General features: G+C 49.2%; 9 protein-coding genes and 1 pseudogene. 6 read left to right on the top strand and 4 right to left on the bottom strand.

Translation table 11 applies throughout. The annotated features are described in order from the left end of the window. Nucleotides 1–43 precede the first annotated feature (43 nt). Nucleotides 44–1,681 carry an ArnT family glycosyltransferase gene (locus ACEW9I_RS11640; protein ID WP_373540500.1) on the bottom strand — a complete coding sequence of 546 codons (1,638 nt, stop codon included), beginning with the start codon at nt 1,679–1,681 and terminating at the stop codon, nt 44–46. A gap of 233 nt (nt 1,682–1,914) precedes the next feature. On the opposite strand from ACEW9I_RS11640, the gene ACEW9I_RS11635 reads away from it, so the two are divergent. Both ACEW9I_RS11635 and ACEW9I_RS11630 read left to right on the top strand, forming a co-directional pair. Continuing rightward, complete coding sequence (locus ACEW9I_RS11635) at nt 1,915–3,138, top strand: DUF58 domain-containing protein (RefSeq protein ID WP_373540499.1); 1,224 nt, start codon at nt 1,915–1,917, stop codon at nt 3,136–3,138. A 216-nt stretch (nt 3,139–3,354) separates the two neighbouring features. Beyond that, nucleotides 3,355–3,975, top strand: a complete 621-nt coding sequence (locus ACEW9I_RS11630) for a hypothetical protein (RefSeq protein WP_373540498.1) — start codon at nt 3,355–3,357, stop codon at nt 3,973–3,975. A gap of 12 nt (nt 3,976–3,987) precedes the next feature. On the opposite strand, the gene purM is transcribed toward ACEW9I_RS11630, so the two are convergent. Next, nucleotides 3,988–5,016, bottom strand: a complete 1,029-nt coding sequence (gene purM, locus ACEW9I_RS11625; protein ID WP_373540497.1) for a phosphoribosylformylglycinamidine cyclo-ligase — start codon at nt 5,014–5,016, stop codon at nt 3,988–3,990. Nucleotides 5,017–5,717: 701 nt separating this feature from the next. On the opposite strand from purM, the pseudogene ACEW9I_RS11620 reads away from it, so the two are divergent. From ACEW9I_RS11620 to ACEW9I_RS11610, 3 genes and pseudogenes are all read left to right on the top strand, one after another. Then, nucleotides 5,718–6,062: pseudogene (locus ACEW9I_RS11620) on the top strand (septal ring lytic transglycosylase RlpA family protein); the annotation flags it as partial. Nucleotides 6,063–6,475: 413 nt separating this feature from the next. After that, nucleotides 6,476–7,786, top strand: coding sequence for a septal ring lytic transglycosylase RlpA family protein (locus ACEW9I_RS11615; protein ID WP_373540496.1), 1,311 nt, complete (start codon nt 6,476–6,478; stop codon nt 7,784–7,786). A gap of 95 nt (nt 7,787–7,881) precedes the next feature. Further along, a complete protein-coding gene (locus ACEW9I_RS11610; RefSeq protein WP_373540495.1) occupies nt 7,882–9,105 on the top strand; it encodes an MDR family MFS transporter in 1,224 nt (407 codons plus the stop codon). Here ACEW9I_RS11610 and ACEW9I_RS11605 read toward each other — a convergent pair. Beyond that, nucleotides 9,100–10,359 carry a DNA cytosine methyltransferase gene (locus ACEW9I_RS11605; RefSeq protein ID WP_373540494.1) on the bottom strand — a complete coding sequence of 420 codons (1,260 nt, stop codon included), beginning with the start codon at nt 10,357–10,359 and terminating at the stop codon, nt 9,100–9,102. The two genes, ACEW9I_RS11610 and ACEW9I_RS11605, sit on opposite strands and share 6 nt — an antisense overlap. A gap of 147 nt (nt 10,360–10,506) precedes the next feature. Here ACEW9I_RS11605 and ACEW9I_RS11600 point away from each other — a divergent pair, with 147 nt between their 5' ends. Further along, a complete protein-coding gene (locus ACEW9I_RS11600) occupies nt 10,507–11,043 on the top strand; it encodes an O-acetyl-ADP-ribose deacetylase (protein ID WP_373540532.1) in 537 nt (178 codons plus the stop codon). On the opposite strand, the gene aroA is transcribed toward ACEW9I_RS11600, so the two are convergent. After that, nucleotides 11,038–12,318 (bottom strand): 3-phosphoshikimate 1-carboxyvinyltransferase, encoded by a 1,281-nt coding sequence (gene aroA / locus ACEW9I_RS11595; RefSeq protein WP_373540531.1) that lies wholly within the window; start codon nt 12,316–12,318, stop codon nt 11,038–11,040. The two genes, ACEW9I_RS11600 and aroA, sit on opposite strands and share 6 nt — an antisense overlap. Nucleotides 12,319–12,552: the final 234 nt, after the last annotated feature.

Genomic DNA, 12,552 nt, shown 5'->3' with positions numbered 1-12,552 from the left:
AGGAGATGGCAACGATTCAATATTTTTATACCCACCTACTTAACTAATCCCCATAAGGACGCGGGAACGCTTTGAGCATAGTTTGGGCTTGATAAACACTAAAAGTTTCGACTACATCTCTGCCTCTGCGGATCGGAATCTCACCTAATTTAGTTATTTTTTTGAAGTAACTCGGATAACGATTTTTGGCATCTAGATCGACTTCAAAAGTTTTGGTACCTAGATAAATTGCATTTTTACCGATCCATTGTGTTGGTTTCGACCAAAAAGCAAAACCACGCGGATCGGGATCGAGACAAGTGAGGGGTTTGTGAAAGATGGGTGAGATCGCCATGCCGATCTGTCCGCCCAAATAGTAGCGATTGGTAAAGACAAAATCAGCTTGCTTCAGGGCGAGATTTAATTGTTTATTAGTGACAAATCCTTGGCGAAGCTGTTGAATGTCAAAGATCTGGGTAGAGTTGTCAGTTTTAATTGGTAATGGTAGCACACCAAATACTGAAGGCTTACCTGTTGTTTGAAAGGCTCCAAAGGTCACATGTGATAGCGCGATCGCAAACAATAATAGAATCACCGCGATCGATCCAAAAAACCAGCGATAAGGAATCCGTACATGAGCATAACGGCGGTTAATTGAGATCCGTTCGGCGAATAACATTGTTGCTGACCAATATCCAGGCATTTTCCAAGCGGGCAAAATCTGTTGATAGCCAGAGATGATGGTAAATCCCAAGATGAGGGGTAATGAGAGCCATAATAATAAGCCTCTTTTATTTAATTCCCACTCAGTATCAAACACCGATCGATTACTGGGATATTGTTGCCATTTAAAATTCCGCAGTTGTTGAATTGTCGAGCGGGTAACTGCCCATAACAATGGCAAGCCAAAAGTGGGAAACAGATACAGCATCTCGACTAAGAGGTTAACTACCGCTCGATCGATCTGATAACTACTATTGGGTATGGCACGTTCTGATTGAAACCGAAAAGATGCCCAATCATGAATGATATTCCAGTACAGTATTGGTGAGATTGTCAATAAGAAAATCGGGATCCCAATCCAGAACCACCGCGAACGAAAAGCGCGACGGTAATGGGGACTAAATAGACAAAAACCCAGCAGACCAAAGCCTAAAATAAAGCCATGATATTTGCCCAAACAAGCCAATCCCACTGTCAAACAGATGAGGGTCAATCGAAAACTCGGTCGATAGACGCGATAGTCAAAAAATTCCTGAGTAGCTAACCATAATGAGATCGCCCAAAAAAATAACAGTGGCGTATCGGGGATGTTTAAGATCCCAAACGCAATCTGAAAAATCGGAATCGCTGAGGCGATCGCGAGTGTATTAATGGCAATTTGGAGTGTATATAATCTCAGCGCGGCTAAATACAGAAAAATTAACGAGCCAGTGTAGAGTAATAATGTCCCAATCCGAATCGTGAACTGCGACACCTGTCCAGTCAACCAGACACCGATGCCAGTAGTCAGCGCGACAAGTGGGGGATGATCGAAATAACTCCAATCGGGATGCAGCGTGTAGAGATAATAATAGGCTTCATCAAATCCGGGATTGAGCCAGATCGCGATAACTAATCTGACCAAAAATCCAGCCAGTAAGATGACGATCGCCGTTCGATGATAGTAAGCCGAAACACTCCGATAAAGTTGGATCGCCATGAATACTTAACACGGTGGACAGGTGCGAGTTGGAGCTGATACACATTTGCTCATTAGCGGAGCTTCGCCAACGGCGAATCGAGAACGATCCTAAATTTAAATCATACGTAGGGCACTAGATAGAAATTTTACCGCGTTTGGGTAAGTTCGGATCGATTCTGGGGGATGAGGCTATCCCTGAGCTGATTAATGGGTATTCTAACTAATATCCACCGCTAATCTCGTTGGCGTCCGTGCCGATCGGTAATCACCACTTCTTTATCCTCATGCTCAACCGCGCGACAACATGGCTGGAAACTAACTGGGTAGCTCCTGCATACGCAGGGTGGTTGCTCGGGATCCTGACGATTTGCTTCTTTGGTGCGGCAACGAATACGATGGCAGGCTGGCTATATGTATTGAGTGGTGTGGGGATAGCGTTATTGGGCGTGGGGGCAGTGTTGCCAGCTCGATCGATCCGATCGCTGCAAGTTACACGCGCACCAATTTTACCAGTGACCGCAGGCGCAGAATTAGTAATTACCCTGACGATCGACAACCCCACCCCACAAATCCAAACTTTATTTCAAGTCCAAGATCTCACACCTTTGAGCCGCCTAAATCCGCCGCTAACAGTTGTGGAGCAAGTTTTACCTCAAAATCAATATCGCTGGGTGTATCGCGTGGCTACCGAGCAGCGGGGCGTATATCAGTGGGAAAAAGTTGCCCTGCGGAGTGGTGCGCCGATCGGGCTATTTTGGTGTCAGCGATATCGGCAAGCCCCAGCAATCGCCTATGTCTATCCCCAAGTACTCAAACTCGATCGGTGTCCGCTCATCGATAGTATGGGGAGCACGGATCGAGCACTCGTGCGTCAGTCTGCCAATCGCCATCTCGAAGCTGCCAATGAGGGAATCACCCGATCTCTGCGTCCTTATCGCTATGGCGATCCGATGCGATCGATCCATTGGCGCACGAGTGCCAAATACGGCACATTCCAGGTACGCGAACTCGAAATCGATCGCGGCGGACAAGAGATCGTTATTTATCTCGATAGTGGCGCAAATTGGGATGCAGCCGACTTTGAACAAGCCGTAGTTGCTGCTTGTACCATGTATTTCTACGCCGATGCACGGCTGAGTGTCAAACTCTGGACGGCTGGAACTGGGCTGATTTCTGGCACCCAGCGCGTCCTCGAAACTCTCGCCGCAGTGCAAAGAGCCGAACCCACTCAGGCTCCGCTGCCCACAGTGCCCGTGGTTTGCCTCACTAGTCAAGCACAACACCTCCACACACTCCCGACTGGCAGTCAGTGGATCTTGTGGACTCAGGAGCGATCTACCCCCTCTGGTGGAGTCGGGATGACGATCGATCGCCGTCAATCATTGGCACAACAGCTCAGTAATCCCAATGCTAGCAGACAGCCAGCACCCAGCTATGTCCAGTCATCATCCACTCAAAATGCCCATCTGAATTAGGCTTTAGGAAGGTTTTAGGTTTTAGGCTTTAGGGTTTAGGGGCTGGAACGCTTGGCGAACGATCGGTTCGTACCTGAAATCGGTAATGTCCTAAATTAGCTGTCAACTGTCAACTGTCTGCTTGGTGCAACACATGCGGAGGAAACCTCCGCGTGATTGCATCCGCAACTGTCAACTGTCAACTGTCAACTGTCAACTGTCAACTGTCTATACATCATGCGTCAACCTGCTGGGAGCAAAATTCAACTGACGAGTAAAGCCGATCGGCTGCAACTGCGGATTCCGGCGCGATTTCGACCCGATCGGATTGCCATTCATCAGCTCGGATTGGCAATCGGAGTCGATCTGTTCGTACTATTTTTGATAGTCCTAACTATTTATATCTCTGCCCCGCTGACGATCGCGGGGACAGAACTAGCCGTCAAAGTTGGCTTGGGCGTGGCTTTGATGTTTGTATTGCCGTTGACATTATGGCTATTGAAGACCGGACTACATTTATCATTCGATCTTGCCGATAAATTTCTGTCGCACACACTGTTGACGATCGATCGCCACCAACTGACACTATCGCAGCATCTCTATGGACTCGATCGCGGTCGCCCCAAACACCTCAAAACCAAAGAAATCAGCCAAGTCATCATCGACAACTACCAGCATCCCGATCTCAAAGTCCCCAAAGTCAGCCTGTTGCTGGAGCTACGTCAGATCGACCCCATCCGCATCCTCAGCACCGGACAAGATCTCACCGAACGCGAAATTAAATGGTTGGCTAGAGAAGTCAGCAACTGGCTCGGCATCAATCTCATCACCGACGAAATTTATCTACCCGATAAGTAACCCGATCGAACCTTACTCAGGCATCCCAATCAAAGAGCGATCGCCAGCCACTACAGTGCCGATCGCGTACCCAGCAATCCCTTGGGACTTAAAGAACGCGATCGTTTCACCCACAACCGCCGCTGGCACAATTACCACATACCCAATCCCCATATTAAAAGTATTAAACATATCCACCGTAGCTACATTACCCGCCTCCGCCAACCATTGGAACGCCGCCGGAATCTGCCAACTCTGGAGATCGATCGCGATCGAATGATGAGCACCCAGACAGCGCGGTAAATTCTCCGGCAAACCCCCGCCAGTGATATGTGCCATCCCATGAATCGGCAATTGCTGTGCGATCGCCGCCAAAATCGGCCGTACATATATTTGAGTGGGAGTTAGATAGACAGTCCCCAAATTTTTGCCTTCCAGCCGACTGGGCGTATCCTCCCACCGATAGCCGCCATCACTGACGATCTTGCGGACTAGACTATAGCCATTGCTGTGAATCCCGCTACTAGCCAATCCGATCGCCACATCGCCGATCTCCATCTGCTCACCATCGATCAACTTGCTCTTTTCCGCAATGCCCACCGCAAACCCAGCCAGATCGTACTCACCCGCTTGATAAAATCCTGGCATCTCCGCCGTCTCGCCACCGAGCAACGCGCAGCCAGCCTGACGACAACCATCGGCAATCCCCGCGACTACCTGAGTGAGTTGAGTTGAGTTGAGCTTACCAGTTGCCAAATAATCCAGGAAATACAGCGGTTCCGCACCGCAAGTCAGAATATCATTGACACACATCGCTACTAGATCGATCCCGATTGAGGCATGATCGTCCAATTCCTGCGCGATTTTGAGCTTGGTGCCTACGCCATCAGTTCCCGATACCAAGACTGGCTGCTGATATCCTGCTGGTAGCTCAAACCAGCCACTAAAACCACCTAAACCACCCAAAACCCCCGGACGATGAGTGCTGTGGACGAGGCTTTTGATGTTTTCAACAAACGCCCTGCCCGCCACTACATCCACACCTGCTTGTTGATAATCCATCTCTAATCCCCTACGCGATCGGCATAGGCATTCTACAGCGATCGCCTTACACACCGCAAACTCTCTGGGCTTGAGGACTTAACTTTTCACTAGTGAATAATTCTTCGCAGCCACTATTCACCATCCACGCTCCAATTTGCGATCGAGCAGAGAGTAGTTAGCGATCGGTTCAGTCATCACCAGCTAAATTTCACAAATTTTTAATAAAATCTTGCCAACTCCACAATCTTGTCAACCCGATTTTGATAGAACAAACATTTAAATAATATATATAAATAAATGTAACATATCATTTTTCCTGATTTAAAAATAGCAGGGATCGCATTGCTCAAAGCTCGGGTTGGTGGGGATCGCTCGTACTTTTGGCACAAGATCGACATTTTTCAACATCATATCGAAGTTTGTTTGTCAAGGACATAGAACAATTTATTTTGAAAAAACTTCGTGTTATGGTAGACCCAACGTTCTAAACAAAGAAGTGAACGCAGCACAAAGAATGAATTAGCAACTGGTAAATTATTTCCAAATATATGGGAAACCCAAGCTAAATCTCAGATGTAGAAACCTTTCACCATAGGCTTATGAATTATCAAACTTTGACTGGATTAACTGCTCTCGTAGCAACGCTGACGATCGCGACAGCAGCATCTGCTACACCATCAGTCAACTCCACTCAACCGCATGTTTCAGTTGCATCAAAACAGTTAATCGCTCAATCAGTCGGAAAAGCTTCTTTCTACGGTGGTGGAGCCAATGAAGGTGGCCCACTGACAGCAAATGGCGAACGTTACAGTCCAGGTGGGATGACTGCCGCTCACCGGACATTGCCTTTCGGTACCAGAGTCCGCGTGACTAGTCCCAATAGCGGCAGATCGGTTGTCGTGCGGATCAACGATCGTGGCCCCTTCATCGGCGGAAGAATAATCGACCTGTCGGTCGGTGCAGCCCGAGCGATCGGTTTGACTAGTGTTGGTGTCGGTACCGTCCGCATGGAAGTTTTGGGCGGTGGTGAAGGTGGCGGTCGTCGTCGCGGTCGTCGTGGCTAGGTTCAGCATTACCTACCGCAAATTGATTTAGATTAGTTAGATCGTCAGTTTAAATGAGATTCAATTTTGACAATTTGAGCGCGATCGCGATTGTGAGGGTAAACTACTGATATCCAGATGCCAAATTCAGCACTTGTCGAACAGACAATGCGTATTTGTCACGTAAAGCAGGTAAGATCGGTCAATTGGATTTGCTAATTTGTTGAGAGCTAATCACCATAAGCTGGGTCGATTAGCTCTCAAACACGGATCGAGCGCGTAAATTTTTTGATGGTAATGTTGTGCGGTAACCTGCCCGATTTTCAGGCTCAAAGGCTGTCCCGACAACCAGCTATACCAACACCAACGCGCCCAATTAGCTACCATTTATACCCCGATTTTACCCAATTCAATATTGTTTCCCCTCGAAAGATATGAATCAACATCGTTGGACTTGTCTGACTACATTCATCTTGACTGCGGTAGTCGCACCGATCGCGACTGTTCGAGCAGCAGTAACAGCTCCAGACCCAGTAATCGGAGCTGATTCTGGCCCGTCCCCCCAATCGTTGCCGACAATTACCCCGCTGACAGTCACCGAACTCGAAACTGATGCTGTCATCCCCGCCACCATCAACCAGCCAGTACCACTAGTCAGTAAGCTCCCGATCGTTGCACCATTAACTCCTCAGCAGATCCCAAACCAGCGTCGAACTGCGACAAGGTTGAGCAAACCCCTGTCCAAGAATCTGCGCCCACAGCTCCCAATCGCCATTCACTCGCACCGGATCGATCCGCTCACGACGGCAATTTTCAACCCCAACTTCCAGGCAAACGCGCCAATCGTGGTGACTTCAGATCCAGAGACTACGCCAGTCAATGCCGTCGTCCCGCTGCCCAGCATGACCGATCGAGCACTCAAGTCTCCAGCCGTCACCGCAGTCGCTAGCCGGACTGAGAGTACACCAATTTTAGTCGTCCGCAGCGATCGCTCCCAGCCGACGATCGTCCCCAATTCAACCACTGCCCAGGCAGAGATCGACGCGCCACAAGTCCCAGCCGATCGCACAGCTACCGCGATTACCTCCAGTACAGCCAAGCTCAACGATCCGATCGTCCCTCAGCCCGAAGCAATAGCCATACCCCAAGTTGAGCCGATCGTTGCAGGTGCCAACAATCGCGCGGAGATTCCCAGCTTTGAAGCTGGCTTACCTGTCTTTATCTTTGAGCGCGAACGAACCCAACCACGCCAAATTGTGGCAACAGTCATCGCTCAAATCGGGGATGATATCGTCGCACCAGAGTCAAGTATCGCCATTCCCGTCCAACCGCCCAAGCAGCAAAGTGTGCCTGGGCTACCAGTACCAACAGCAAAACCCGCAGATGCTCAGAGCGTCATCCTCGATCGATCCACCAATCCTAGCCAACCAGCTCTGACCAAGATTGTCGCTACCCACACGGGACAAGCCTCTTGGTATGGATCTGAAGCTGGTTCCAAAACTGCCAATGGGGAGAGCTACAATCCCAGTGGGATGACCGCCGCACATCGGACTTTACCTTTTGGTACCAAAGTCCGAGTCACCAGCATCAAAACTGGTAAAGCAGTAGTAGTTCGCATCAACGATCGCGGTCCTTTTCACGGTCGCCGGATGATTGATGTCTCGGCTGGTGCCGCTCAGGCGATCGGTCTCAAAAGTAGTGGTGTCGGTGCAGTACGGATGGAAGTTTTGGCATTGGGACAATAAACCCGCGCGGCGGATACTCGAAGTGTCGCAGTGATACAGTAGGGATGTAGAGTGACCAACGCTACATCCCTATCCTTTCCTGCTCCTCGCTTGATATGTCCAAACTACCGCGACAGATTTGGATTCTTGCTCTCGGTCGGTTGCTATCCGAAATCGGTAGCGGTTTTACCCTGTTTTACGCCCCGATTTTTTTCGTGCAGCAGGTGGGCATCTCCGCTACATCTGTAGGACTAGCTTTGGGTAGTGCCTCAATTTCGGGGATCGCTGGGCGGCTGATTAGTGGTACCTTTGCCGATCGCTGGGGTCGTAAGCCCATGCTGTTATTAGCTACAGCAGTCTTGGCGATCGCCTGTGGTATTTTTACAATTACTGCTGATTTCCCCACGCTAGTTGTGGCGTGTCTGGTTCAAGGTTTGGGTTTGGGCTTGTATTGGCCTGCCAATGAAGCGATCGTTGCCGATCTCACCACTGGGGATGTGCGCCGAGTTGCTTATGCGATTACCCGCTTGGCAGACAATGTGGGGATCGGTGTGGGGATTATTGCTGGCGGACTATTGATTAGTGCTACTGGAGCATATCGCAACCTATTTATTATTGATGGGATTTCTTTTTGCTGTTTTTTCCTGACGATCGCTTTGAGTATTCGCGAGACATTAGTATCGCCAAAAAGAACCCAGCGACTTTTTAGCGGTTATACCACAGCATTACGCGATCGACGATTATTAGTTTATGTCATTGTCAATATTATTTTCACGATTTACATCTCTCAAACTCAGACCACTTTACCGCTATATTTTAGTGGTTTCGTACCGCAAGCGACGGCGCGGGGCTTCAATCCGCAAGTAATTAGTGCCTTATTTACAGGGCATTTGTTGATGACAATCGCGTTCCAACTCCCGATGCTCAAATTGTTGGAAAAATTGAGTCAAGCTCGATCGTTGATGATTTCTGGTGGTTTTTGGGCGTTAGGGTTTGGCTGTATTACGATGACGGGGTTGAGTACTAGCTACCAGTTGCTCTGGGCAAATTTAGGCTTAGGATTGTTTGCATTGGCGATCGTTGCCTATACGCCGACAGCTTCGGCTCTGATCGCCGATCTTGCACCCGCTTCGTTACGCGGTGTTTATACATCAATTAATTCGCTCTGCTGGGCGGTAGGCTACGCCGTGGGGCCACCATTAGGCGGTTGGGCACTCGATCGATCTCCTGAGTTTGCCCACGGTTTCTGGCTCGGTTTAGCGGCGACAGTGCCGATCGTCTGGGCGATTTTGTGGTGGTTGGCAAGGTTAATTGAGGTGAGGGGCGATCGTCATTTATGACTGCTCTTTACCTACTTCTTTCACACCGATTTTACGCTCTCTTTGAGCAATGGTATCTCGTGGGACTTTAAAATGTGCTGAGGCATTACTCATATCTAGAGATAGCAACCGAGCTTCACCCAGAGCGAGGACTCTTTTTGGCTTTGATGGTTGAATTTCCCGTGCTTTGATGAGTTCGCCAGCAACTGCTCGTGCTAGTAGTGGCGGGACGCTATTGCCGATTTGGCGGCAACCATGCCATTTCGTAGTGTGAAGGCGGAACCAGTCTGGATAAGAATGTAACCGAGCCGCTTCCCTAACTGTGATTACTCTGGCAAAAAAGGGATGAATCGGGCGCGGTGATGTATGCGCTCCTCTAGCACTATCAGTACCAGCGCGTAATGTATTACAAATACCGCTCGGTTCTAGCTTGCGGAATCTGCTGATTGATTCAGTTTTGCCTGGTAATGTCGCTTCAAATCGACTGCGAGAAGATTGAGCGTGTTGAGTCCGCAAGCTACAAGTGAGCAGTTCCGGCGAAAACTTGCGAGGATGGCTATAGTCATCAGGATCTGGCTCGAAACCCCTCAATTTTCTGGCATACGGACTAGTTGTTTCCCATTGGCATGAGACAGCATCTGTTTCCCACAGTGCATCAAAACGATCTGCATCAGGTAAATCGCCAATCGCTTCCAAAACATTTACTCTATCTTTGCTAGGCTCTGGGTACTGAGGTGATGCCAAATCCTGGCGGGTACCGATTAGAAATAGCCGCCGTCGATCCTGCGGTACACCATAATCTGCTGCATTTAAAACTTTGTACGGTGTTAATACTGTATAGCCAGCGTCACCCAAAGCAGTAATCAGTTCATCCAAAAACTGCGCGTGTTTGCCAAGAGTAAGACCTTTGACATTTTCAAACACGCAATACTTGGGCTGGAGTTCGCGAACGAGTCGTACATAATGAAACACCAACTGATTTCGCGGGTCGTCAAAGACCCTTTTACCCATGAGAGAGAAACCTTGACAGGGGGCACCACCCACGACTACATCGATCTCTTTGGTGCCTAATTGAGCACGGCGGCGGATTTCGGTACCTGTCAGATCGGTAACACTGGCGCAAATCGTCGTAGTATGAGGAAAGTTATACTCATGCGTTGCACAGTGAATAGGGTCGATTTCTACCGCTGCGACAATATCAAATCCAGCTTGCTCGAAACCCAGTGACATCCCCCCAGCACCTGCAAACAGGTCGATTCCGATCGGTCTAGTCATATTGCTGAAGCTGTCGATCGTGAAGGTGAACACTGCATTCAGTTATCTTAGCAGTAGTTGGCATGTTCTGTTTGAGTGGTATTGCTGAAGGAAATAGGATCTAGCCCCAATATGTAGTTAACCTAAGCGGTGAAAAAAGAGGACAAAATGACGATCGATCTAACTGCACCCCCTCAAGAACGGATGGGAATTATTCAAGGCGATATTACCAAATTGACAGTAGATGCGATCGTCAATGCGGCTAATAGTTCTTTGCTTGGTGGCGGTGGTGTGGATGGAGCAATTCATCGTGCTGCGGGACGAGAATTATTGGCAGCGTGTCAGCAATTGAATGGGTGTGAAACTGGTAGAGCAAAAATCACTCCAGGCTATCAACTAACGGCAAAGTATGTAATTCATACTGTCGGACCAGTTTGGGATGGTGGTACTAGTGGAGAGCCAGAATTGCTCATGAGTTGTTATCGCGAGAGTCTGGCTTTGGCAGTAGCCAATCAGATCCAAACGATCGCGTTTCCGGCAATTAGTTGTGGTGTATATGGTTATCCGATCGATCTAGCTGCACAGGTGGCACTAAGTACGGTAGCCACTTTTCTGGAGCAGGATCGATCGATCGCTGGGGTAAGCTTTGTTTGTTTTAGCGATGCTGATTATGATGCCTATGTCGAAGCTTTTGGGATGTTATGACTTGATAATGCTGCGTAATGAATCAAAAAAAGTTGGGTAGGAAATTGCGGCAGCTTCAGCACGGTGAATCGTAGTTTTACCCTGCGCCATGATGGACGCGATCGCCAGACTCATGGCAATCCGATGATCGGTACAACTATCTAGTTCAGCTCCTACTAATGAGCCGCCGCCAGTAATTTCTAAACCATCGGGTAGCTCGGTAATTTTTGCACCCATTTTAGTCAAAGCTGCTGCCATCACTTGCAACCTGTCGCTTTCTTTGACGCGCAATTCGGCGGCATCACGGATGATGGTCGTGCCTTGAGCGAATACGGCGGCGACGGCTAAAATTGGGATCTCGTCGATCAGTCTGGGGATCAGATCGCCACTAATTTCACAAGCTTTTAAATTACTGTGTTTGACTCGCAAATCTGCAACGGGTTCGCCTGCAACTTCCCGCTGATTTTCGAGGGTAATATCGGCACCCATCAGTTCTAGTGCGACCAAAATCCCTGTCCGAGTAGGATTGACACCGACATTTTCGATATATAGTTCCGAACTTGGGACGATCGCGCCAGCTACTAGCCAAAATGCTGCGGAGCTGATATCTCCAGGTACGATGACGTGTTGTCCTGTGAGAGTGGGATAACCCGTTACCGTCGCACTATGAGTCTCTGGATCGATGTCTATCTGCGCCCCAAACGCGCGCAACATCCGTTCGGAGTGATCCCGCGACAGGGCTGGTTCGGTGACCGTAGTGCGCCCGTAGGTCATCAATCCTGCGAGTAAAATGGCTGACTTGACCTGAGCCGAGGCGATCGGCGAGTGATAGTGGATCGGTTGCAACTCGCAGCCGCGCACGGCTAAGGGAGCGAGGGAATTATGCCGGCGTCCCCAGATTTGCGCGCCCATCTCTGTCAGGGGTGCGACTATCCGTGACATCGGACGCGATCGCAAGGAGTCATCACCAGTAACCGTAAAAAAGCGATCGGGATGAGATGCCAAGATCCCCAACATCAGTCGCATCGTTGTTCCAGAATTTCCAGCATCCAGCACACCTACAGGCTCCTGAATCTGTCCTAAACCAATCCCCGTCACGGTGACTAGCTGAGTATTGAGCGTCGAGATCTGCGCTCCCATCGCGGTAAAACACGCCGCAGTACTGCGAGGATCTTCACCCAATAATAAGCCCTCGATCGTCGTCTCGCCCTCTGCTAAGGCTCCGAGCATCAAGGCGCGATGAGAAATCGACTTATCACCAGGGATCTGGAGTGTCCCATGCAGCGAGATCCCCATAGCTGGAGGATTGATGGTGAGAGTTTGATGGCGATCGACGGGTTGCAGAGTTATCACGACGGTGTTGCAGAGAGTCCAGATGTCTATTTTAGAGCATTCGTGACAAGTTAAGAAAATTAGAGCTTTGTCAAGGAGGAATGGAGAATATGTCAAACTCTTACTAAACAAGCATTTGAGCTGATATAAGCAGATGACTCGCAGCCCTAGAACTAATCGTGACCACGCAAAAAAACA

It is taken from the genome of Chamaesiphon sp., assembly GCF_041738855.1.
Lineage (GTDB): Bacteria > Cyanobacteriota > Cyanobacteriia > Cyanobacteriales > Chamaesiphonaceae > Chamaesiphon.
Note: the sequence above shows the minus strand (reverse complement) of the source record. Positions and strands in the feature narration are given on the sequence as shown.